20 protein-coding genes, 1 tRNA gene and 4 pseudogenes are annotated in these 22,454 nt (G+C 67.8%); 18 read left to right on the top strand and 7 right to left on the bottom strand.

From position 1 onward, the window contains the following. Nucleotides 1–74 precede the first annotated feature (74 nt). A complete protein-coding gene (locus ACFVGW_RS03465) occupies nucleotides 75–2,297 on the top strand; it encodes an FG-GAP repeat domain-containing protein (protein WP_385850579.1) in 2,223 nt (740 codons plus the stop codon). Nucleotides 2,298–2,509: 212 nt separating this feature from the next. Here ACFVGW_RS03465 and ACFVGW_RS03460 read toward each other — a convergent pair whose 3' ends face one another. Beyond that, nucleotides 2,510–3,184, bottom strand: coding sequence for a hypothetical protein (locus ACFVGW_RS03460; RefSeq protein ID WP_385850578.1), 675 nt, complete (start codon nucleotides 3,182–3,184; stop codon nucleotides 2,510–2,512). A gap of 669 nt (nucleotides 3,185–3,853) precedes the next feature. Between ACFVGW_RS03460 and ACFVGW_RS03455 the strand changes: the two genes are divergently transcribed. From ACFVGW_RS03455 to ACFVGW_RS03440, 4 genes and pseudogenes are all read left to right on the top strand, one after another. Then, nucleotides 3,854–4,288: a hypothetical protein gene (locus ACFVGW_RS03455; protein ID WP_385850577.1), complete on the top strand. Its 435-nt coding sequence runs from the start codon at nucleotides 3,854–3,856 to the stop codon at nucleotides 4,286–4,288. Between the two features lie 82 nt (nucleotides 4,289–4,370). Further along, complete coding sequence (locus tag ACFVGW_RS03450; RefSeq protein ID WP_385850576.1) at nucleotides 4,371–5,738, top strand: VanZ family protein; 1,368 nt, start codon at nucleotides 4,371–4,373, stop codon at nucleotides 5,736–5,738. Nucleotides 5,739–6,715: 977 nt separating this feature from the next. Further along, on the top strand, nucleotides 6,716–7,357 hold the full coding sequence (locus ACFVGW_RS03445; RefSeq protein WP_385850575.1) for a uridine kinase: 642 nt from the start codon (nucleotides 6,716–6,718) through the stop codon (nucleotides 7,355–7,357). A gap of 239 nt (nucleotides 7,358–7,596) precedes the next feature. Further along, a pseudogene (locus ACFVGW_RS03440) lies at nucleotides 7,597–7,734 on the top strand (alpha/beta hydrolase); the annotation flags it as partial. A gap of 451 nt (nucleotides 7,735–8,185) precedes the next feature. On the opposite strand, the gene ACFVGW_RS03435 reads toward ACFVGW_RS03440, so the two are convergent. Together ACFVGW_RS03435 and ACFVGW_RS03430 are read right to left on the bottom strand one after the other, a co-directional pair. Further along, complete coding sequence (locus ACFVGW_RS03435) at nucleotides 8,186–8,488, bottom strand: FG-GAP repeat domain-containing protein (RefSeq protein ID WP_385850574.1); 303 nt, start codon at nucleotides 8,486–8,488, stop codon at nucleotides 8,186–8,188. Then, a complete protein-coding gene (locus tag ACFVGW_RS03430) occupies nucleotides 8,485–8,697 on the bottom strand; it encodes an FG-GAP repeat domain-containing protein (RefSeq protein ID WP_385850573.1) in 213 nt (70 codons plus the stop codon). Before ACFVGW_RS03430 ends, ACFVGW_RS03435 begins: the two co-directional genes overlap by 4 nt. 204 nt (nucleotides 8,698–8,901) lie before the next feature. Here ACFVGW_RS03430 and ACFVGW_RS03425 point away from each other — a divergent pair, with 204 nt between their 5' ends. The 5 genes from ACFVGW_RS03425 (at nucleotide 8,902) to ACFVGW_RS03405 (ending at nucleotide 13,793) form a co-directional block, all read left to right on the top strand. Continuing rightward, a complete protein-coding gene (locus ACFVGW_RS03425) occupies nucleotides 8,902–9,444 on the top strand; it encodes a Ku protein (RefSeq protein WP_385851000.1) in 543 nt (180 codons plus the stop codon). A gap of 175 nt (nucleotides 9,445–9,619) precedes the next feature. Next, a complete protein-coding gene (locus ACFVGW_RS03420) occupies nucleotides 9,620–10,405 on the top strand; it encodes a hypothetical protein (RefSeq protein ID WP_385850572.1) in 786 nt (261 codons plus the stop codon). Nucleotides 10,406–10,644: 239 nt separating this feature from the next. Next, nucleotides 10,645–11,001: a hypothetical protein gene (locus tag ACFVGW_RS03415; protein WP_385850571.1), complete on the top strand. Its 357-nt coding sequence runs from the start codon at nucleotides 10,645–10,647 to the stop codon at nucleotides 10,999–11,001. Nucleotides 11,002–11,662: 661 nt separating this feature from the next. Next, entirely contained in the window at nucleotides 11,663–12,808 is a 1,146-nt protein-coding gene (locus ACFVGW_RS03410; protein ID WP_385850570.1) for a hypothetical protein, read from the top strand. A gap of 110 nt (nucleotides 12,809–12,918) precedes the next feature. Beyond that, nucleotides 12,919–13,793 (top strand): IS5 family transposase gene (locus ACFVGW_RS03405; protein WP_385850569.1). Its coding sequence is split into 2 segments (ribosomal slippage): nucleotides 12,919–13,708 and nucleotides 13,708–13,793, totalling 876 coding nucleotides; the frame shifts between segments, so codons are not numbered across the junction. 10 nt (nucleotides 13,794–13,803) lie between these two features. On the opposite strand, the pseudogene ACFVGW_RS03400 reads toward ACFVGW_RS03405, so the two are convergent. After that, nucleotides 13,804–14,272 (bottom strand): annotated as a pseudogene (locus tag ACFVGW_RS03400) (hypothetical protein). 140 nt (nucleotides 14,273–14,412) lie between these two features. Between ACFVGW_RS03400 and ACFVGW_RS03395 the strand changes: the two are divergent. The 3 genes and pseudogenes from ACFVGW_RS03395 (at nucleotide 14,413) to ACFVGW_RS03385 (ending at nucleotide 15,753) form a co-directional block, all read left to right on the top strand. Beyond that, nucleotides 14,413–15,366: pseudogene (locus tag ACFVGW_RS03395) on the top strand (IS481 family transposase). A 37-nt stretch (nucleotides 15,367–15,403) separates the two neighbouring features. After that, on the top strand, nucleotides 15,404–15,571 hold the full coding sequence (locus ACFVGW_RS03390) for a transposase (protein WP_385850568.1): 168 nt from the start codon (nucleotides 15,404–15,406) through the stop codon (nucleotides 15,569–15,571). Between the two features lie 44 nt (nucleotides 15,572–15,615). Further along, the gene (locus tag ACFVGW_RS03385) at nucleotides 15,616–15,753 is read left to right on the top strand and encodes a hypothetical protein (RefSeq protein WP_385850567.1); all 138 of its coding nucleotides are present in this window, start codon (nucleotides 15,616–15,618) and stop codon (nucleotides 15,751–15,753) included. A gap of 14 nt (nucleotides 15,754–15,767) precedes the next feature. Here ACFVGW_RS03385 and ACFVGW_RS03380 read toward each other — a convergent pair whose 3' ends face one another. Continuing rightward, nucleotides 15,768–16,319, bottom strand: coding sequence for a hypothetical protein (locus ACFVGW_RS03380; protein WP_385850566.1), 552 nt, complete (start codon nucleotides 16,317–16,319; stop codon nucleotides 15,768–15,770). 840 nt (nucleotides 16,320–17,159) lie between these two features. Between ACFVGW_RS03380 and ACFVGW_RS03375 the strand changes: the two genes are divergently transcribed. After that, a complete protein-coding gene (locus ACFVGW_RS03375) occupies nucleotides 17,160–17,702 on the top strand; it encodes a hypothetical protein (RefSeq protein WP_385850565.1) in 543 nt (180 codons plus the stop codon). A gap of 68 nt (nucleotides 17,703–17,770) precedes the next feature. On the opposite strand, the pseudogene ACFVGW_RS03370 reads toward ACFVGW_RS03375, so the two are convergent. Further along, nucleotides 17,771–17,917, bottom strand: a pseudogene (locus ACFVGW_RS03370) (IS5/IS1182 family transposase); the annotation flags it as partial. 321 nt (nucleotides 17,918–18,238) lie between these two features. Between ACFVGW_RS03370 and ACFVGW_RS03365 the strand changes: the two are divergent. Together ACFVGW_RS03365 and ACFVGW_RS03360 are read left to right on the top strand one after the other, a co-directional pair. Then, entirely contained in the window at nucleotides 18,239–19,144 is a 906-nt protein-coding gene (locus ACFVGW_RS03365) for a hypothetical protein (RefSeq protein WP_385850564.1), read from the top strand. 321 nt (nucleotides 19,145–19,465) lie between these two features. Then, nucleotides 19,466–19,894 (top strand): DUF4240 domain-containing protein, encoded by a 429-nt coding sequence (locus ACFVGW_RS03360; protein WP_385850563.1) that lies wholly within the window; start codon nucleotides 19,466–19,468, stop codon nucleotides 19,892–19,894. A 152-nt stretch (nucleotides 19,895–20,046) separates the two neighbouring features. Here the strand turns inward: ACFVGW_RS03360 and ACFVGW_RS03355 are convergent. Next, nucleotides 20,047–20,166 (bottom strand) — tRNA-Gly (locus ACFVGW_RS03355). Between the two features lie 875 nt (nucleotides 20,167–21,041). On the opposite strand from ACFVGW_RS03355, the gene ACFVGW_RS03350 reads away from it, so the two are divergent. Next, nucleotides 21,042–21,443, top strand: coding sequence for a DUF3846 domain-containing protein (locus ACFVGW_RS03350; protein WP_385850562.1), 402 nt, complete (start codon nucleotides 21,042–21,044; stop codon nucleotides 21,441–21,443). A gap of 109 nt (nucleotides 21,444–21,552) precedes the next feature. After that, nucleotides 21,553–21,993 carry a hypothetical protein gene (locus ACFVGW_RS03345; RefSeq protein ID WP_385850561.1) on the top strand — a complete coding sequence of 147 codons (441 nt, stop codon included), beginning with the start codon at nucleotides 21,553–21,555 and terminating at the stop codon, nucleotides 21,991–21,993. Nucleotides 21,994–22,454 lie beyond the last annotated feature (461 nt).

The following is a 22,454-nucleotide window of genomic DNA, read 5'->3' as shown; positions in this document are numbered from 1 at the left end:
ACCATTCGAGCTGTCCGGGAGTCTGATCGGGAACGGAATCTCCGTGCCCGAATCAGACTCGTGGGGGCTTTACCTTGCAACTTCGTTCCACCCGCACCCGTCTCGCCGCCGCCGTTACGGCCGTTCTCGCGGTCACCGCCCTGGGCGCCGGCGCGCTGGCGACTGCCCCGGCCGCGTTCGCGGCGACATCGGCCTCGTCCGGGCAGGCCGACGCCACGCTTCCCCTCTACCCCGAGGGCTACTACCTCGCAGGGGCGGGGGCCCGCGGATTCTTCACGTACGACCGCGTCGACGGCATCACGGACCTGGTCTGGACGCCGTACGACGGAGGCGCCTCGAAGCGGCTGCGGCATGCCAGGAACGGCGGTTACGCCCTGGCGGGCCATGACGTGGCCGTTGTCGGCGATGACAGCTGGCCTGTGGCCATGCAGTCGATCACCTTGTGGAACATGGCCGACCCCGCGGCCCCGGGCGTGGACATCGACCTCGGCGCTCTGGGCGGCTTCTACCTGGCCACACTGAGCCCGACGAGTGTGCTCGCGAAGATCGGGAAGGCCGACGGCACGGCGGAGCTGCGCGTCGTGACCAAGAACGGCGCCACGACGACCAGCCGCAAGATCACGGGCCTGCCGGCGGACGCCACCGAGTTCAGCGGCTCGACGGTTCTCGGGAACTCCGTTCTCGTGCGGTACGCGGCGGGCCCGCCCGGCGCGCGCACCGGCCACCGGGCCCTGGTCGACGTGGCGGCCGGGACGGTGACCGAGACCTACTCCTCGGCCAAGTCCGGGTACAACGAGGACTCCGGCCACCTGACGTTCTCCGCTTCGCAGGTGGCCTGGCTCGACCAGCGGGACAACTTCGAGGTGTACGTCACGTCGGTCGACCGCAAGACGCGCGAGGTGACCGAGACCTTCCTGGGCGACAGCATCCACGATTGGTACTACGAGCTGGTGGGGGACTGGCTCGTGTATGGCGCTCCGGCGTGGCCCGCCAGGGCCGTCTCCCTGACGAGCGGCGAGACCCGCGACCTCGGCGTCACGGCGCCGGAGTCGGAGTCGGCACCCTCGGCCGACGGCAGCGCGGTGCTGCGGGGCAGCCGGGACGCCGACGGCGACGGGCTGTTCCGTGTCGCGGTCGGTGCGGACGGCGCCCCGACGGTCACCAAGGTGGCGGAGACGGGTAAGCCGGTGCCCCCGCTGGCGATCCAGCGGGTCCACGTCCCCGACACGGCCAAGCTCGATACGACCGGAGGCAAGGTCACCCTCGGCTGGACGCTGTCGCGCTCGGACGCCTACCTGGACGTCACACTCACGCACACCGCCACCGGCAAGGAGTTCACGAAGCGTTTGACCGCGCCTGCGTCCGGCACCCTGTTTTCCTTCGACTGGGACGGCGTCATCGCCGGGGTCGACGCACCGAACGGCGCGTACGGCGTGGAGGCCGAGGCGACGCTGATCGACGGCACCGGCGAGCCTGTCTACCAGGGCTGGCTTATGAACGTCGTCCGCGCGGCCAACCCGCATGACTACACCGACAACGGCTCCACCGACGTCCTCGCCCGGGACGCTTCCGGCGTGTTGTGGCGCGACGACCTACGGGACCGTCCGGTGAACGGCCAGGTGGCATCGGCGAAGCGGACAAGGATCGGCGCGGGCTGGGGGGTCTACAAGCAGGTCGAGGCCGTCGGAAACGTCGGCGGTGCCGCCTCCGGCGACCTGATCGCGGTCGACGGCTCCGGTGTGCAGTGGCTCTACCTCGCCAAGGGCGACGGCACGTTCGCCACCCGGCAGCAGGTCGGCACCGGCTGGCAGATCTACAACAAGATCAGCGGCGGCTCGGACCTCGACGGCGACGGCCGTTCCGACCTGGTGGCCACGGACGGCGCCGGCGTCCTGTGGTTCTACAAGAGCACCGGGAACTACGCCAAGCCGTACGCGCCCCGTCTCCGGGTCGGCAGCGGCTGGCAGATCTACAACAGCATCACCGCCGTCGGGAACATCGCCGGCACGGCCGCCGGTGACCTGGTCGCCCGCGACACCTCCGGCGTCCTCTGGCTCTACCAGGGCAACGGCACCGGCGGATTCGCCGCCCGCGTGAGGATCGGCGGCGGCTGGGGTGCCTTCTCCCAGCTCGTCGGTGCCGGCGACCTGGACAACGACGGACGCCCGGACATGATCGCCTACGGGTCGGGCGGCACGTCCGTCTACCGCTCGACGGGCAGCGTCACCGCCCCCTTCAGCCGTCAGACGACGTTGCTGTACGCGGGCGAAGGCACCAAGTTCAACAACGTGGTCTGAGGCCTTCGAGACCACCAACGTCCACCACACGCCCGCTCAGCCGCGCACGGGGCAGCTGTATTCCATACAGTCGGTGTCGGCACCACTGACAGGACGGTGCGCCCCGTGGGCCGGTCCGCGTTCCTTCGCACGTACGCGGACCGGTCGTGCCACACTCGCGGCGGACCATTCGGCTGGACTCCTCATCCACTCAACGACGGTTGAAGCTCAGATCACGCCCGAGCCAGCTGCGAGTAGCCGATCTCGACGATGTCCTCGGCCAGGTCTGCGAGGGTGACCTCCGCGTTCAGCGATGACACGAGCTTCTGGCTCAGCGGTCGCAAGGCATACACGTCGCGCACTGCTTCCAGGTCCACGGGAACCTCGTAGTAGTCCTCGGCGAAGCGCTGGAACGCTTCCGGTGAGCGGTCGACCAGGAGGTCGAACAGGCCCGTTGCCCCGTCGGGGTCGGAACACCCGGCGGGGAAGTTGATCACGCCGTGCCGCCACCGATCGTCCGTCGCCTCCCGCCATAGACAGGCCGTCACGACTGGAACGTCGTCCTCGTCGGTGAACGCCGGCTCTTCGACGAAGGGCTTGAAGACCTCCGGGACCTCGTCGATCACTCCCGGCCAGGGCTCGCCGTCGTTGCCATATGGGCTCATCGGTGCTTCGTGGTCGAAGCCACGGATAATGGCCCCGGCCGCCGAGAACACGATGGAGTACTCGTCTCCCGACCCGTTGCGCATCGACGCCATCTCCTCGCCGTCTGCCCAGCCGGCATCGAAGGAGTAGTACCGGCCTTCCCAGTCCGGGCTCAAGATCGCGTCGAGCATCGCCAGTGAGCGGCACAGGTTCCGCAGGTCAGAGATCGAAGGGAGCAGGCGAGCCACGTCATAGACAGTCACGTGCCTATCCAACCGGATGCCCCTGACACCCAGAAGTCCCCCCAAGTGCTGTCACGCTCAGGAGTAGCCCGGAGTCAGGTGGGTCAACTCGCGACGGTTGAATACGCGAGCCCACCAGACTCAGTCCGGGAACGGGCCGCCGGCGGGGTGGCGTGAGCCGATGTCCGACCTGCCACGACTGCGGACGCTCGAGCACATGGCTCGTGCTGTCTCTGGACCGGGTGCGGGACCGGATCGCCGAGGTCGAGACCCGCGGGGCGGCGATGCGCCCCGCGTGCCAGCTTCCCGCGGGCCCGGCCGGGTGCTGTCGTTCCTGCGCGAGCGCGGCCGTCCGGTCGCGGACAGCGTCCACATCGGCGACTGCTGTTTGGCCCCACCGCATAGGAAGTCGCTCAGCCGGGACGCCGCTCGCCGGGACCGATGGCGGGATCCGGGCCTGCGGAACCTGCCGACCCGACTCCGAGCTGGGCATCCTCGACGGATGACCGGCGACTCGCCTGGAATGCCTATCGAGGTGAACAACCGTGCTGCGTGGCTACCGGCTCCAGGGTCGGAAGAGCCGGTACATCGCGACGTGCTGGACGCTGCATATGTGTACAGCCGGAGACTTTGACCGAAACTCACGGGTCGAAGGTCGTCTTCCACGTCTACGATCATCACGCTACTTCCATGATCACTTACGGGGAGATTCTCGCGGCAACTGGTATACGTGCGGCTGTGGTCGGTGCAGCCGCAGCCGCAATGCTCGGCCTGGTCACTGTTCCGGCGCAGGCTGCCGGTGCAACCTCATGCCCCAGCGACGGTGACCTTCCAGGGTCGGCTCGGTGCTCCTCGCTGTCCAACGGTGTTCTGTCGACATACTCGACCAGCACGGGCAACTACGTTCACGTCGCTTACTACCGTAAGTCCGGCGGCAGCCTCACGGCGAAGCTCGGCCATGAGCGCTCCAGCGTCAACAACTGGTGGGCCTACCAGAACATGTCCAGTGTGCCGTTCCACTACGAGCAGATGAAGGGGCTCACCGCCAGCTGCAGCCCGATGATCGGCAAGCTGTACACGAGTGCCGGCGCCACCTACTCGACGCCGCCCGTGGACCCCTGCTAGCCCACACCAGGCACGCTGTCAGGGCCCGCACCCTCCTCCTCACAGGAGGGTGCGGGCCCTTCCATACGAACAGGCTCCCAAGTTGATCACAGCTGTCTTCCAAGACCATCTGACCTTTCTCGCGATTGCCATCGCAGTAACTCTCCTCACAGGTTTCGCCGTGTACATCGTGGCTGCGCGGCGTATCGAACGTGCTTCCGCCACGTTCTACGGACTGTGGGCTGCGTCGACAGTCGGGCCCATCGCTCTGACCACCTGGGGCGGAAGCGGGTTCCTCAGCTATCGCTGCACGATCAACCCGGCAGTGACCGACGCGTTCACCGCCACGCAGGGCCAGCTCAACGTTCTGCTGTTTGCCCCGTTCGGCCTGTTCGCGGTTCTTGCCACCCGGCGGCCCCTCTTCGGCTCCGCGATCGGGGTCTTGTTCACCGCGGCAGTGGAGACCGCTCAGGCCACGGCGCCTTTCATCACTCGGCTGTGCGACACCGACGACTTGGTAACCAACACGGTCGGCATTCTGGCTGGAGCAGCCATCGGCGCCTTCATCTGCCGCAGAGCCGACTTCGGCGCGCAGCTAGGTCGGGGCATGGTCCGGCGCGCCGCTATCGCCAGCACCATTGTGTCTCTACTCATTGCGGCGACGTGGGCGGTTGCCATCGAACCAGTCCGCGCCGTCCTGCCCACCGAGGCTCCCACAGCCAGCCCCCAGCAGGTTCAAGCACTCAACATTGCTCTGAACAAAGCCTTCGATGACGCCTACATCGTTGAGCAAGCCAACTTTCACAACAACATCGACGGCCCCAGTACCGTCAACGCCCCCTTGCCCGGAGGCTACGCCGAACTGACCTGGCCGGACCGCGAGAAGCTGACCGTCCACTTCACCCCATCCAGCCAGGGCGAAGGAACTCACGCCTTCTGGATCCCCGAAGCGAGCCGTCCCGTGCACACTGCGCAGGACGCGGAGGATGTTGCCACCCGCTTCACCAAACGCCACGCACCTTGGGCACTGCGTGACTCGAAGGTCAAGGTGTGGCCAATCGATGCAAGCACTAATCTCGGCTGGGTCATCGAGAGGCGCCGTTGGCAGGGCGAGATTCTCATGCCCATGCGCCTGGACATCTTGATCGAACCCTCCGGCCGCATGACCGATCTCATAGCCCGGCATGTAGAAGACCCCCAGCTGCCGCCAGTGAGCATCGGGAAGGACGCGGCATGGAAGAAGTTTGAGGACCATCACAAGCTCAAGCCTGGTCAGGGTGAGCGTGAAGAGCCCGTTCACCTGGTGGAGCGACACCAAAACCAATGGCGTGTCCACTGGCGCCTGGCCGCCCGCCACAACGACATGCTGCTGTCCGCCACAGTAGACGCCACAAGTGGCGAAGTCCGGAACGCAGCCGAAATCCCGGCAGGCGCCCAGCCGCCCAGTACTGATGGAGTACGGGGTCCCTGACCGCTGCAGACCAGATGTGGACCACCCTGTGGTTGGGCTGACACGACTTCCAAGGGACCTGTGAGTCGCCGTGGGGATCGTACACACGGGCGAGCGGAGCGGGGCGCAGCTTCGGCCTCAGTCGGCGGCGAGGCCAAGGATGAGCGCGAGTGGGTGCCCGACTGCTACGACGTAACGTCCGGCGAGCTCGGCGGCCACGACCTCCGGTTCCGCCGTCAGAGGTGGGCATGCCCATGCCGGCGTGTCCCCGCGGCAGTTGCACCGGAAGGGGGCTGGAGGGTTGCTTGCAGAGGTGTACTAGGACTTGCACCGGAGGTGTGACCGGGAGTGGGACCCCCACTTTTGTGATCTTGAGCATCGTGCATGGTCAGGCGCGGTGGGCAAGCCTTCTCGCCGCGGCGACACCTCTAATTCGTTAGTAATTAGAGGTTCTGGATCTCTGATGGGCCCGGGGCGGCGTTGTCCAGCCCTGGGCGGGACGTGTGTGGTCCGGTCGGTGCCGTGGTGACCCCTACGGCACCTCCGACCGTGCGAGGTCCTCGCAGCTCGCTCACGCCTGGAGCAAGAGCTGGCTATCCATGCCCAGCTCGAGCAGATGGCCCCCGTGGTCGAGGAGCGGCGGCAGGCCTTGCTCATGGCCGACCGGCACCGGAACTGGTGCCCCGCTGGCGCAGCCAGGCCAGCTGATCGGCGGAGCGGTGCGCCTTGTCGGCGCGGCGTCTGTGGGGAGCTGATCGTGGTTGAGGGTATCCGGTGCGGCGCCGTTCCGAGCGCGCCATTGTCGACATGATGGAACCAGAGTTCGTCATGCACGACCTCGGCGGAGCGTTGACAACCAAAGGTCGCGGCCCCGGCCTCCGCTGAACCGGACCGCTTTTCCCCGCTTGCCATGGGCGATCACGCCGCCGTACATTCCCTGCACCCGGCTTGTCCGGCCGCTTCGTCTATCCCCTTTGAGCACATGAGGAGCGCCCGGTATGACGGGTGTATTGGCGGTTGCAGGCGGCACCGCATCCGGCAAGTCCACCCTTGCCGAAGCCCTGTCGATGCGGTGTCCCGAGAGCGTGGCACTGGTCCATCTGGACGACTACTACGTGCCCGCGCACGACCCCCTGAAGGGTGTGTGGACGGTCAGTGCCGACGGGCACGCCGTCCTCGACTGGAACCATCCGGGGTCGATCGACGAGACATCGGTGACACACGCCATTGACGCGGCGCTGCTGCGCCCCGGCGTGCTGCTGGTGGTGGTCGAGGGTCTGTTCGCGCTGTCACTGCCGTTTGTGGTCCGGCGGGCGGCTTGGCGGGTGTATGTCGACACTCCCGACGACATACGCCTGGCTCGCAAGATCCTCCGGAAGATCGAGGTGCAGCGGCAGGACCCCCGACTCTCCGTGCGTAACTATCTACAGACCGGCAGGGACCGCCACGCAGCCCACGTCGCGCCCTCCCGGGCGGCGGCCGATCTGGTCGTGGACGGGACCGCGAGTGAGGCGGAGATGCTGACGGCCGTGATGCCGCTGATCCGGCCGGCGCTCGCGCCGCCGACCGCAGCGCCCTCGCGAGCACGGGGGGTGTGCGGTGTGACCCGTACCCCCGGGGTCCCGGCGTTCACCCTGTGACGTGCCCGCAAGCACCGGCCCCGGTTCGCCCGGCAACCGCTTGAGCGTGTTCTTCGCGATGCTCCGCGTCGGCACCTTCTCCCCCTGCGGATATGCGAGCGAGCCCGGGACCAGTTGGTCCGGGCTCGCAGGTGTTCGGGGCGCGGCTGCTACAGATCGAACTCGATGTGCTCGATGTCCGTGAAGCGGACCTCCTCCGGCGCCCGGCGCGGCGGCCGTTGTCCTGGTAGTACACCTTTCCGGGCGCTGACGCGCTCACTGCGGCCGGGGTGTCCGTCGTTGCGTTCCCGGACTGCGGGCACAACATCATGCTGGACAACCCGGAAGCCTTCGCCTCCGCCACCGCAGCGGCGCTCACGGACCGAAACGACGGCTAGCCCCGCACGAAGCCGGGATGGCCGGTGAGGAGGCGGTGACCTCCTTGCCGACGGTGCCGCCCTGCAGACGCCGCTGCCCTTTGGAGGCACACCGTTCGCCTCCCGAGCGACCCTGCCACGTTCACGTGTACGCCGACACGGCTCACCTCCGCTCGAGCGGAGGTGAGCCGGACCGATGGTCGTTCCACCAGACGTCATGTCAGTCCTCTCCGCGAGAGCGGAGGTGATCGCCTGCCCGCGTCCGGCGGTTGGCGCTTGCCCGGGGGGAAGGCAGCAACGACGTCGACGTCGGCATGCCGCAAGCTCGGGCCAAAGCAGCAGCGCGCCGCCGGTCGTGTTGGGTCGACAGGGCCGTCGCACGCTGGCCTGCCGCGGCGTGTCATTGATCGACATGGCGAGTCACACATACCGCGCGCCCTCAGGACGCATGGCCCGGGGGCGTCAGGCCCTGTCAGAAGAGGCGGTTGTAGGTGTTCCAGCCGCCGCCGATCTTGGTGCGGGTGGTGAAGGGGACGCTGGCGTTGCTGGTGCCCTTGTAGAGCCACAGCACACCCGCACTGTCGCGTGCGACGGCATCAGCCTTGCCGTCGTCGGTCAGGTCGCCGGTGACGACGAGCTGGTTGTACGTGCTCCAGCCGCCACCCACCTTGGTGCGGGCTGTGTACGGGGCCGTGGCGCTTCCGGTGCCCTTGTAGAGCCAGAGCACGCCGGAGGTGCCCCGGGCGAGCAGGTCGGCCTTGCCGTCGCCCGTCACGTCCTCCCCCCGGCGAGCTGTTTGTAGATGCCCCAGCCGCCGCCGATCTTGGTGCGTGTCTTGAAGCGGGCACTGCTGGTGAGGGTGCCGGTGCCCTGGTACTGCCACAGGATGCCGGCTTTGTCGCGGGCGAGGAGGTCCATGAAGCCGTCGCGGTTGACGTCGCCGGCGCCGGTGATCTGATTGTAGATGTTCCAGCAGGGCTTCACCCCGGCCGACCTGCGCGAGCAGGCCACCGCGATCGATCACCACCGGCGCCCCCTACCCGCTCCGGATTACCGTGACCGGATGACCCCGGCGGTACGTGTGCGATCACGGGCGTGGTCTGCATAGCCTGAATTCAGGACCCCAGGGGGATCCTGGAGGACGCGATGCCCGCTCGCTCTGGCCCGGAGCCATCTCCTTTGGCCACGGTGCCCTGCAAGCCGAAGGCCGCGACCGAGAGCCGGTCGGTGTCCTTCCGGCAGATCCACCTCGAGGACGGGGGCCGGATCCGCTACCGCAAGGTGTGCGAGCTGGACGGCGAGGAGCTGACCGAGGCAGACATCGGCATGGGCTACGAGATCGCCAAGCACCAGCTGATCCCGATCACCGAGCAGGACCTTGCCGGGATGCCGCTGCCGACGACGAAGGCCATCGAGATCGTGGCGTTCGTACCGTGGGAGTCGATCGACCCCCGGCACATCGGCGAGTCCTCGTACTACATCACCGCCGACGGCCCCGTCGTTGCGAAGCCGCACACGCTGCTGAGGCAGGCGCTCGGACGCAACGAGATCCTGGACGCGGGTGAGGTGACCGACCACTCGCGAGGCGCTCCTGGACGTGATCGCGGCGAAGGCCGAGCACCGCGCCCTGGTCGCCGCAAAGGGTGCGGCGGCGGCTCCGGCCGGCCAGGTGGTCGACCTGATGGCCGCGCTGGAGGAGTCGGTCGCCAAGGCCAAAGCGGCCCGGGGTGAGAGCAACGAGCCCGCGATCGTGCAAAGCATGCCGAAGAAGCCGCCGGCCACGAAGAAGGCCAAGAGGGCAGCTGCGAAAGAGGCCTCGCCGTCTAAGTCCAGTGGCGTGAAGAGTGCCTGACCCAACGGACTCAGCCCGGCCCCGCAGCAGAGGAGACGGCACAAAGTTCGGGAGATGAACATGAGGATCGTCGGACCCCACGTCGATGAGTATCGGCCAGCCGTAGATGTCGCCAAGGAACGCAGCGGCGGCCGCATCCCCCCGGGGGATATCCGTCCGGGGGAGCTCTGGGGTGCATACGCCGCCAGGAAGGGGATCACCCAGCAGGAGAACGCCCGGTTCTGGTGGGAGATGACGCAGTCCATCGACGCCGCATACGGGCTGCCACGCGACCCGGAACCGGACTGGCGAAACGCTGCCACGCTAGCCAAGTGGTCCCAGTCGCCGTGGCTCAGCTCCTCCGATCAGACGCAGATGATCAACGGAATCCCGATTCCAGGCGGAGGGCTCGCGAATCGGATCGCTCCCTGGGAGCGTGTGCAGCCCTCCGTCGCGCAGATCGGGTCCTCGCTGCCGCCCATCACTTCCGCGGCGGAGCTGATCGCCAGGTCAAGCATGGTCGACGCGGCGCTGTCGCCTCTGCTGCCGACGCCGCAGACCCAGCAGCTGCCGAGGGTGGCCATGACGGGGATGAGCGGGTCCACGGTGAAGAAGTATCTCGCCAAGGGCCTCGACCTTGCCTGGGAGGGTGGGAAGGTGGTCCTCAAGGAGGCGGGGAAGTCGGTCGTACCCGTTCTGAAGGCGGTGGACACGGCGATGGACGTACATGACGCAGTCCAGTGGCTCGACGAGCAGGGGGTGCCGGGGCAGTACCTGCCCAAACGCGAGTACCAGCTGGCATCGAACTCGTACATCTACGTCTGGCCCAACGGCGAGCGAACGGCCGCACCGCCACCCTGACCAGCGGAAGCCCGTGAGTCCAGCGCTCCTGGCGGCCAGTCTCGGGCGAGCCGATCCAGACGGAAGGGTTCGCTCATCGCGGCAAATGCGCCAACTGCCTGAAGAATATGCCAGCGTTCGGCTGCGGGACCAGCATCCGCTTCGGCCCGTGTGCAGGCCGTAGGTCCGGAGCTGGCTGGCTTGGGCGGGTCCGATGCCGTGGCGCGCTGCTCGGTGTCGAGCTCCGCCAGGCCGAGGCCGTGGCCTATCTTGCCGACACCGACGAGAAGCCCGATGCCATCTTCTCCGTGTTCGGAGCGGCCTGGTTCACAGACCCGGAGAAGCTACTGCCCGCCGTCCGCGCACGGCTTCGTCCCGGAGGCGTGTTCGCTTTCTCCCACCGGCCCGCGGTCGAGGGCTGCTACGGCTGCCAGGCGTCGTACATCAACCGGTCCCAGGAGGAAGACCCCCTCGTTGTGAAGCGCTGGGACTATGAGGCGGACCGATGGGCCGAGATCCTCGGCAAGTACGGGTTCACCGGCGCTTCAGCGGAGGTTCTGCCCGCACCCCCCGGCCTCCGCAAGATCGGCACGCTCCTGGTGCACGCCCGCGGCTAACGCCCTGAACAGCCCCGGCCGGTCCGCCCTGGCTGAGGCTTCTACTCGCCATGGGGTGGTGCGAGCGCTGCGGGCGAATAGGGCGAACCAGCCGTGCCAGCTGGGAGCTCACCGAAACAGCGAGCAGTTCCTGATCATGGCTACGGATCAGTTCGTCACGACTCAGGAACTCGCCACCGTCCTCCGCTAGACACCGAACGCGGTCCGCGTCATGCGCCACCGAGGCGGGGGGCCGAGAGGCGTCCGGGTGGGGCGAGAGGTTCTGTACTCAGCCGCCGAGGTGCAGGCCTGGCCGGCTTCCAGGCTGGCGAATGATCGGCTTGCCCAGCGCGCCGTGATTGCCCTGACGCCCGGCGTCACCGTGCCCACTCCGGGCTCAGCGCCAGGCCAGCCGGATGGGCTATTGCGAAGGCCATCGTCATTCGCCTGCTTGATGACCTGAGCCGGGCCAAGCAGGCCGACTCCGCGCGACCCCTCCAGCGGTCACCCGTCGCCCTCGGTATCCCGACCACCCGCCAGCCCGAGTGGATTGAAGCTCTCACTGATCCGAACCTCGAACTTGCTGGCGTTTGATCGACGTGGCTGGGACCGCAATCGCCCATGTCCACCGCGACCGCCCCTCGGACGCAGGGTCTCCGATGCAGCCAGCTAGCATCCGGGCATGAGCCGAGACCAACCACCGAGGCCGGTCGCCGTCGGCGATGTCGTCGCCGTGTACTCCGAGGCGCTCGGTGCCTGGACCGCCTCGCAGGTCACCGGCATTGACGCTGCGGCAAAGTCCGCTGCGGTCCTCGAACTGGACTGGTCCGGGCCCGAGCCTGCGTCCGTGGCCGACCTGGGTGATGCGCAGCCGCTCCGGCTCACGCACCACAGCTGGGGCGGCAAGCTCTCCCACTGCAACCACGGGTGGGTCCTTCCGAAGAGCTTCACGGTGATCGGCTCCCTGCCCTCGATGGTGACCGGACCCTCGTACGCCTATAGCCCGGTATGGGGGCGTGGCGAGCAGCTGGCCCGGCAGCGGCGCTGGGACAGCGGCGACCGCGAGGACTGGACTGCCCCGTACGCGCTGACGTGCACAGCCAACGAGCTGGCCGCCAAACCTGCCGACGGCCGCGCGGGCGTTAGGCACCTCACAGTCCACGGGATCACCCGGCTCGACTGCGCCCACCTCGTCGCCGACTTCCCTAACCTGACCCGTTTGTCGCTGTGGGGGAACCTGGGAACGCTCACGTCGGCGGCAGCCCTGAACCAGTTGCCGCGGCTGCAGGGGCTCACGGTCACAGAACTGTTCGGGATGGAGGCATCAGACTGTCTGCTGCCCCCTCATGTCCCGGAGGTGGAGGAGGTGTCACTGTACGGAATCCCGGCCGACTACGCGGCCGCGATGCGCAAGACATGGCGTCCCCACGTAGGACGCGGAGTCCAGCTCGACGTCCGCGGAGCCCGCAAGCCAGAGTGGGTTGCTGCCAACACCGCCAATCCGCTCCGCGACTGGGACGGCCGCGAGCACATCCCCCGCACCACATACCGCAAGTCCCTTGCCCAGTACAAGGCCACCCGGGAGGCCTTCCTCGCCGAAATTACCAGCAGGGAGCGGCATGGCAGCATCACCGAGATCGGGCGCGCCTTCGGAGCCGCCTTCAACGGGTTGGACAGCCGCTCGCCCTTCATCGAGACCGTGGAACGCGAGGAGCTGTTCGACGCTCTGGACTTCCTGGCGGACGAAGCCCAGGCAGCTGCTGGGCGCGATCTGTCCGCCGCTCGCGCGGCGTTGATCGACGGCGTGAACTCCACCCGCAACTGGTGACCGCCGCCCACCCATTGGTGCTCGCCGGCACGCGGATGCGGTTCAGATCAGCTCGCCTTGACTAGGCCGTGTATCGAAAGTGGATCTTGGGCTGTGAATGATCACGGTTCATGGGTCGGGGAGATCTCACGGACGAGCAGTGGGCTGTGCTGGAGCCGTTGTTGCCGAGGGGGACGAAGGCGGGGCGGCCGCCCGTCTGGCCTCGGCGGCGGCTGATCGACAGCATACGGTTCCGGGTCCGGACCGGCGTCCCGTGGCGGGACGTCCCCGTCGAGTACGGACCGTGGAACCGGGTCTACGACCTGTTGCGCCGGTGGCAGCGCAACGGCACCTGGCACCGGATCCTCACCCGGCTCCAGTCCTTGGCCGACGTGGTGGGGGCGATTACATGGGACCTGAGCGTCGACTCCACGGTCTGCCGTGCCCACCAGCATGCGGCCGGGGCCCGCAAGCAGGGCGACCTGCAGAAAGAGCCGCCGGGTGGCGTGTTCACCGAGCCTGGAGACCACGGGCTGGGACGCTCGCGCGACGGGGTCACGACCAAGCTGCACCTGGCTGTCGAGCAAGGTCAAACGCCCATGTCGATCGTGGTCACGGCTGGGCAGCGCGGCGACTCGCCGCAGTTCGAGCCTGTGCTGGAGAAGGTTCGCGTGCCTCGCATCGGGCCGGGCCGGCCACGCGTCCGCCCCAATCGGGTCCGCGCGGACAAGGCGTACACCTCCCGCAAGAACCGTGCCTTCCTGCGCCGCCGGGGGATCCGCTGCACCATCCCGGACAAGGCCGACCAGGCGCGCAACCGCCGGAAGCTCGGCTCCCACGGTGGCCGGCCGCCGCATTTCGACGCGGTCGACTACCGCGAGCGTCACGCGGTGGAGTGCGGGATCAACCGCCTCAAGAGGACCGCGCTGTCGCCACGCGCTACGACAGGCTGGCGGTCCGCTACGAGGCGACCGTCCTCGTCGCGGCAATCAACGAGTGGCTGTGACCCTCGGCCATCACGCGTTGGGGTCCACGTTCCACGCCTCCGGCAGATTGCTACCGCAGAAGACGCAGACGAACCACCTCGTGGGTGAAGCCGGAGGGACGTTCGAGCCCTACGTCGTCCAGAGCACGAGCGACTCCCGACCAGGAGCCGATGTCGGGGCAGTACCCGGTGGACTGGTTGCTGACCTCGCTCACAGCCCACCGGTCCCCCTCGCGCACGAAACCGATCTCGCCAGCGCTCAGAACCATGGCTCCGTCAGCACAAGCCACGTGCTCACTCCGGCGCGGCGCCAGCCGAAGCGCACCGTCCACGCCGACCACGAAGGTGAACGGCTCGGCCAGCTCCGCCGCCAATCGCCCAGCGATCCAGTCGCCGAATTCAACTGCCGAGCTGATCCGACACCCGCCACTACCAGGCCGGACAGCAGCCTTCAGATCGACCGGTCCGACGTATCGGTAACTCCGCCCCCGTGCACTCACATCAGCCAACCTAGAGCACTTCCGACACACGCCCTAGTTGTTTTGATCACGAGCGTTGTTGACACTGGTCTGGTCTTGAACATGGCGAAGACCTTCGGTGGGGTGGGAGCTGTCTAGGAACTCACCTCACGGAGGGCTTCGTGGCCCACCGTGATGCCCGGCTGACCGTCTTCGGTTGGAGGCTGCTGGTCGAACGTGTCCGCTCAGGCCGTCCGGTCGCTCATCTGGCGGCCGAGGCGTCTCCCGGGCCACGGCGCATAAATGGATCCGCCGGTGGCGGGCCGAGGGTGACGCGGGTCTGCATGACCGGCCGAGCCGGCCTCACGCGACGCCGCACCGGACGCCGGCCGCGGTGGAAGCCCGCGTCTGCGACCTGCGACAAATGCCGCAAACTCGGCCCCGCCCGGATCGGCCCGATCCTGGGCCTGCCCGCATCCACCGTGCACCGGATCCTGACCCGCCACCGGCTGCACCGGTTGGCCTTCATCGACCGCCCGACCGGCACCGTCATCCGCCGCTACGAACGCGACCGGCCCGGCGAACTGATCCACGTCGACGTGAAGAAACTCGGCCGGATCCCCAACGGCGGCGGCCACCGGACGCTGGGCCGCCAGGCCGGCCGGGCCACCCGCAACAGCATGGGCTTCGACTACATCCACTCCGCCGTCGACGACCACTCCCGCCTCGCCTGCAGCGAGATCCACCCCGACGAGAAGGTCGCAACATGCGCGGCCTTCCTGACCCGCGCGGCCGCCTTCTTCCACGCCCACGGCATCCCCCGGATCGAACGGGTCCTGACCGACAACGCCTGGGCCTACCGCAAGGGCCTGGCCTGGAAGAACGTCCTCGCCGACCTCGGCGCGACCGGGAAACTCACCCGCGCCTACCGGCCCCAGACCAACGGCAAAGTCGAACGCTTCAACCGCACCCTCCTCGACGAATGGGCCTACCAACGGCCCTACACCTCGAACACCGAACGAACCGAAGCCCTGACAGACTTCCTCCACACCTACAACCACCACCGCTGCCACACCGCACTCGAAGGCAACCCTCCGATCAGCCGAGTCAACAACGCTGCGGGTCCATGCATCTAGGTCGTTTCGTTTAGATCATCCGATCGTTGGCCCGGGTGTGCCGTTGAGTGATGCGCAGTGGGCGCGGATCGAGCCGCTACTCCCGGACCGAGCGCCGAAGCGCGGTGGACGGTTGCGGGATCACCGAGAGGTGATCGATGCGATCGCCTGGAAGTTCCAGACCGGACCACAGTGGGTCCATCTGCCGCAGACGTACGGCAACTGACGGGGTGTCTACAACTGTCTGCGGATGTGGGCCGCCGACGGAACATGGGAGCGAGTGTTCACCGCACTGCTATCAACCGCCTGAGGCAGTGGCGCGGCATCGCCACCCGCTACGAGAAGACCGCGACCATCTACCTAGCCGGACTCCACGTCGCCGGCATCTTCCTCTGCTCCGCCCGCTGACCGTGCCGGACCGGTCAGCTGCAGTCGGCCAGGAAGCGACCTTCGCGGTGGTCGGAGCTGATGAAGACGAATCCGCTGCCGTAGCCAAAGTTGACAAAGAAGGGATCCTCCGCATCCTCGCCCCGGTCGGCGAACTGGCAGAGGAACAGCCAGGAGTCGTCTTCGAGGCCCCAGGCATGGCCGTTGGGCAGTACAGGCGTGCCGCCCAGGAAGTCTTCGGGCTCGTCGCCGGACGGCAGGTCGACTTCCGGGCCCTCGTCCCGCATGTAACTCCACCACGCGGCGTGGTGATTCGCTGCCGCGTCCGTCTCAGGCGGCGTAGGGTCCAGGTCGACCAGCCACTCGACAGGGATCTCCGTCTCGTCGTGACCCCAACGCCACAGTGATCTTCCTCGGGTGCCGCGAGGCCCGATCACTGCGAACGAAGGCACCCTGCCGTCAGGCTGTATGAGCACGACCGCCTCGCCGGAGGTCGCATCCATGCCCATGACCCGGTCGTCTTCCGCCAAGAATAGGTACGCCAGACGCACCTCGTCCCCCGGCACTCGGAACTGGCCGATGAACACCAGCGGCTCCCCGGTCTGTGGATCTACTGGCCATGCCGGCGCCTCAAGCCACACGGGCTCCCCTCCGAACTTGGACACCGGCTCCGTCACCGGCTCATCGGCTTTCCGCAGACATATCTGCAGCCGAGGCAGGAACGCAGCTTCATAGGGGCCCTGAGCTTGGCCCGTCGGTCGCGAGATCACATCCGGACCGTACGGCACGGCACTGACAGAGCGCGCGGGACCGTCACAAGTGGCAACTCCCATGAGCCCAATGAAACGCCTAGCTCAGAATGCCTGGCGGGGTCGGGACGCAGTCGAGTGCTCAAAGTAGTGGGCACCAATCTCAGGTGCCAGGGAGCATCCGGGCGTGTCGCGCCGCGCACTCCGGTCGGCCCGTCCTTCCTCCCCGTCCGGGAGGGGGGACAGTGCAGAGTCAGGAGATCGACCGTTCGCTCTTCCGCGGTGTCGGCCGAGACGCTCGCCGGACTCGACGCCGGGCTGGCGATGCTTCGATGCCCCGCTCGCGCAGCCAGGTCAGCCGATCGGCGAAGCGGTGCGCCTTGTCGGTGCGGAGCCTGTCGGCGCGGCGTCTGCGGCAGCTGAGCGTGGTTGCGGGTGTTCGGTGCGGCGCCGCTCTAAGCGCGATGTTGATTGAGGTGCCCGTGGGTGAGGAGGTTCGCCGCGGAAGCGGTCGGCTGCGTCCGTCACACGCGCTGTCAGCGTCGTCGGTGTTCTGCGGTTGAGAAACGTCGATCTCTGTAGGCTTCCCCTTTCGCTTCGAAGAGGGATCCGGGGGCAGCTGTGTGGGAGTTTCTGAGGACAGTCGTGACGCCGGGTCGGGGCCTGGACACCATGGTGATGTCTCCTGAGTTCGCCGGGGCCATGGTCACGGTGATCCCGATCATCATCCTCCTGGCTAGCGCGGAGATCGGGGCGCTACTGAACCGGCGGCAGCAGAATCAGGAGCGCATCGACGGCCTGGTCCGGGCTGCCCAGGAGAGGTGCGTGGCACGGATCCAGGCTGGGCAAGCCCCAGATGCTCGTGACCTTGAGATCAGTCGGGGCGCGTTCCCCTACGACCGCGAATCGTCGCGCGTGACGATCTTCTACTGGATCGTCAGTGGCGTGCTGGCCCTGGTGGCGGAGTGGTTGCTGATCTACTGGCTTGCTGCGGAGGAGAGGCCTAAGTCCGGCGCCCTGGCGTACTTCATCGCTGTCGCGGCCTTGAACGGCTTCTACATGGTCCTCATGGGCGTGGCCACGTTGGTGACTGACGGTCGGGCATACAACAAGGTACTCAAGGCCAACTCGCAGCCGATGACGCTCGACCCTGCGCTGGTGCCTTGGCTCATTGCGCCGCAAACCCAGCGTGTGCCCGCGTCCGCCTCTGACGAGGCATAGGAGGAAGTACGGGCAGGTCCGCCCGTGCGAGGGCTGTGCGAGCGGCGGGTGCTGCTAGAAGTGACAACTCGTATGGCCAGGCCTCGGCACTGCTTGAGCCGGTTGATGCATCGCTCGACCGCGTTGCGCTGCTTGTAGGCCTCGTTGTCGAAGCCGGGCGGGCGGTCACCGGCGCGACCTCGCCGCAGGCGGTGACCGACCTGGTCGGCCGGTGTCGCGGGGCGTTGGGGCTGCTGGCCCCGGCCGAGGGTGGGTGTGGAAGTGGCCGGCGCCCTCAGTCCGCGGGGCGGGTGGCACGGGCGCCGGCCTCCAAGACACCCGCTGTCCTCAGACCGCGCAGTGTGTGCAGGACATTACAGGAGCAGGCTTGGGCGATGCGGAGACCGGTACAGTTTTTCTGATAGGTGAGGTGCCGGCTGTGGCCCGTGTACCGTGCCCCGCTTCTTGCTGCGCTCCTGGGAGTTCACGTGATCCGAGCCGGTCGTGCTGAGAAGGTCCGTACCCTTGCCGATCTTGCCGCGCAGCGGGGACTGAGTGTGCGCCGTTATCAGGAGCTCAAGCCGTACAAGGCCGAGGAGTTTCCCGCCCCGGTCAGCTCCGACGGCGCCAAGACCCTGCTCTTCGACGGTGACCAGGTCGATGCCTACCTCGCGGGCGACCCGGTTCCCGCCCTGCCCGGTACCGATCACGACGAAGACCTCCTCGACCGGCGCGAGTGCGCCGCCCTGGCCGGGGTCAGGCCCGAGAGCTGGAACGGATACCGCGCGCGGCTCGCCGAGCACCTGGCCGTCGTCGGCGGAGTCGAGCACTGGCCGCGCGGCGCCGTCCTGGCCCTCCGCCGGGCCCAGGCCTCCCGCCCCGCGGCCGGCGGACGGCCCAAGCGCGCGGGCGACCAGGTTCCCCGCGATCAGGTCCTCGACCTCACCGCCCAGCTCCTCGACGCCGACCCCGCCATCAGCGCGGCCCGCGTCACCGGCGCACTCGGCGTGCACCGCGACACCGCCCAACGCGCACTGACCACCGTGCGCGCCGAGCGCATCGCGGACCGCCTCACCGCCCACCGCGGTCTCACCCCCGAACAGGCCGCCGCCGAGTGCGGCTACCCCGCCGGACAGGTACGTACCGCCACCCGGCAGGCACTCACCATCCTGCGCGGCCGCGCCGCCGCCCCCTACCTTGCCGCTGTCACCGGCGCCTTGTGCACGGCCGGACTCACCGAACCGACCACCGCGCCCGCCGTCCAGTACGACGGCGACACCGTGCGCGCCGCCGTCTCCCTCTCCGCAGGCGCCCCCGTTGCCGCACTGGTCTGGGATGAGGAGACCGGCTGGCACACGGCGGACAGCCGCCGGCACCCCGCCCGCCGCACCCCCCTTCTCGAGGGTCACACCCACCCCGATCCCGCAGCGCTCCTCGACGCCCTCACCACCCTCGCCAACTGACCGCGCAGACGCTCCCCGGCAGCTTCCAAGCGAGCTCCAGAGCCCCCCGTGGACGGAAGTGGGCGCGCCGCGCGGCCGCACAGGCACACGGAGACCTTCGCCACCGGGCTGGAGAAGGACTGGGACGCCGTGCTCCATGGCCTGAGCACACGCTGGAACTCCGGCCCCGTCGAAGGCCGCGTCAATCACATCAAGATGATCAAAAGCCAGATTTCGGACGCACCAAGCTCCCCTGCTCCGCAAACGCGTCCTTCTCACGGCAGCAGTAATCAGGTGACCCGGAAGCCGGGACTGTCAGACCCCTCCTGCATGCTCACCAGCATGAACGAAGACACCTTCTGGCAGCTCATCGAGGACTGCAGGCCCACGGAACCCGACCCGGACGCCGACCTCCTGGCAGACATCCTCACCGAGCGGCTCGCCCAGTCCCCGTTGTCGCTGGTCATCGGCTTTGCCGGACAACTGTCATGGGCGCTCTACCGGCTGGACCGAAAGGAGTACGGACACGACCTGGGCGGAGACGCGTTCCTCTACACCCGTGCCGCGGTCGTCGCCGCCGGCCGCACCGTCTTCGACAGCGTCCTCGAAGACTCCGCAGCCTTCACTCCTTACGCCACCGACCTCATCTGGGCCGAGCCCCTGCTCTACACCCCGGACCGGGCATACAGACGCATCACCGGCAAGGAGTGGGACCGCGACACGCGCTACTCCTACGAGTCGTGCTCGAACATCGAGGGCTGGGCTGATTGAACAGCATGGCCTGCCGACAGTGACGAACTCCAGTGCCGTTGATCGTCCTCACGGACTGTATGCCAGAACCCCGTTCTCGTGATCTGGCCCTACTTCTGTGGACCTGGCGCGAGGCGGTAGGTTCGTGTGCTGTGCTGCGTCCTGGTCGGCTGCGGTGCCGACGGGATTTGAACCCGCGAGACAGATGGGAGCAGGTCCGCCCCGTCCCTGTCAGTCGCCGTGGGAGGGACCTCGCCCACGGCGATCGCAATAGACCGCTCTGTCACGGCACCGCAACCTGCGGAAATGCGCGCACTCCCGCTCTGACCAAGCGTAGAGACACCGTTCTCTGCGGACGAATTCTTATCTGGTCGCTGGCAACCGCTCCACGGGTCCACAGAAGTTGGGCCAGAGCCCGTTCTCGCGGACAGAGCCCCCTGGCCTTCGGCGGCGTCATATGGCAGGCGCGGCTCACGCGCCGGTCCGTCAGGATCAGCCAGCTGATGACCGCCGACGCCATCCGCAGCCGGCTCGACTCCCAGGCCCGGGACATCATCCTGAAGCTGGACCCCCGCCTCCCCGCTCCCGCCGGAGCACCGGACGGCCTGTAGCCGAAGCCGGGCCCGAGCCCGGCGCGCCGCTCGCGTGGAAGCTCCCGGACGCCCCTATGGTCGCTCCGGCGCCCCGCCCGTCCCAAGTTGGATGCGCCAGGGCGCAGCAGGGCGCGGAGGCTCGCCTACAAGCCCTTCCTCGCGGGGTAGGCGGGTCGGGGCGCGGCACCGGCCGCCGCCTGCCACGCGGCAGGGCCACGGGAGTCCGCTGCGCTCCCTCCCTCGCTGCGCGGCCCCTGCGGGCGCTGCGCGCCTGACGCGTGCTGCGGGAGGCCCGCTGCGCTCCATCTCCCTTGCCGACCCCCGCTGCGCGGAGCCCGGGCCCCGACGTCGCTGCGCTCCTGCCGGGAGCGGCGACCGGTGCCGCGCCCCGACCCGAATACCCCGCGTGATCCTTTGGCGCCAGCGATTCAGCAGCATCACTCATATGGGTTTGGCCTGCGTGGATATCGCAGAACTCCCCAAAAATCCGCGTTGAAAGTTAATACAGTTTTCTTGTTGGGGCGGGGTGGCACCGGCCCAACACCAAGACACCTGACTCCAGCTGAAGGAGACTCATGCCCCAGACGCGGACCGAACCCGTCTTCGCCCTGCTCGTCCGCCCCGGAGGGACGTTCCGGCTCGTCGACTGGCCCAGCATCCCGGCCGACCGACAGCACCTCCTGCGCGCCACCATCGAATGCGACCGCTACACCGTCGCCGACATCACCGCCGACCTTTCGCTCTGGATCGACGATGAAGGCCTGATGGTCGAAAGCCCGGAAATCAACCTTCCGGCCACCGCCATTTACGCGCGGTACGGAACCCCCCATCAGTTCTACTGCGGAAACGCACTCTTCACCGGCGGAACAGACTCCGAGGGGGAAACCCTCGGACTGACGAAGGACCAGGTTCTGGAACTGATCGAAGCCCTCACGGAATTCTCCAACCCGATCCCGTTCCAGCGCACCAAGAGCTAGACCAGAAAGACCCGTTGGAGGCGGCGGCCCGCCGCCTCCAACCGCCCGCCGTGGTGGGAGTGGCACCCGCCACGGCACCAAGACACCCCACCAACAGAAAGAGACCGCCGTGGCCTACCACGTCATGCCCAGCCCCTCCGACCACATCCGGGCCGCCGACACCGTCGAACAACTCCTGGAGCGCGCCGGACTGGGCGACCACCGCGCCGTCCTCGTCGTCGCAGCCCTGTTCGGCACGTCGACCATCCGCGTCCTCGAAGTCGATCGCCTCGAAGGCAACCTCATCCGGGCCAGCTTCGAAGAAACGATCGAGTTCATCGACCTTCTCGCAGCCGCCATGACCGGCGCCCACTCGGCCGGAATGGTACTGCGGACAGTCCGGGAGGGCGAGACCGACAAGGTCTATGCGTGGCGCTTCAACAGCGGCGTTCCCGTCCCGCTGGGAAAGGAGGAAGCCGAAACCGCGTACACCACCGACCCGGTAACGGGTGAACCCATCCCCGCAGAAAGGGACGTGGAATACGCGGAAGCGTTCTCCCTCCTCCGGTAACACCAGAAATAAAAGGGGTGGCCCGGAGTAAGAATTCCAGGGCCGCCCCTGCCCTCACTCCCGGACAGGATGGGGGCATCCCGTGTTTTCGCCAATGGAACATGCTGCATCAACCTGATCCACACGGTCACTAGAGAACGAGGACGCCCACCCTGTAGCCAGCCTGGCCCGCGACAGCGGGCCCAGACGGTCCTAGAGGCGGAGCCGGAAGGACCGTTGAGGCGGGGAGCGCAGCGGACCCGCCGGCCCGGACCGGAGCGAAGCGAAGGCCCGGGCTTAGGACGAAGTCCTACAAGCTTCGGAAGCGCAGCGGACGAAGCGTCACCCCCCTTGCGAAGCAAGGGGGGTGAGTGGGACGCGCAGCGTCCCACCAGCGCTCCCGCGGAGCGGGAGCGCAACCATCGCGCGCAGCGCGGTGGTTCGCTTGCACATCGCGCAGCGATGTGGTACCCCTGTCTCTT

The sequence above is a fragment of the Streptomyces sp. NPDC127129 genome (assembly GCF_042671585.1).
Taxonomy (GTDB): Bacteria; Actinomycetota; Actinomycetes; order Streptomycetales; family Streptomycetaceae; genus Streptomyces.
The sequence above is the reverse complement of the archived record's forward strand: the minus strand, read 5'-3'. Positions and strand labels throughout refer to the sequence as shown.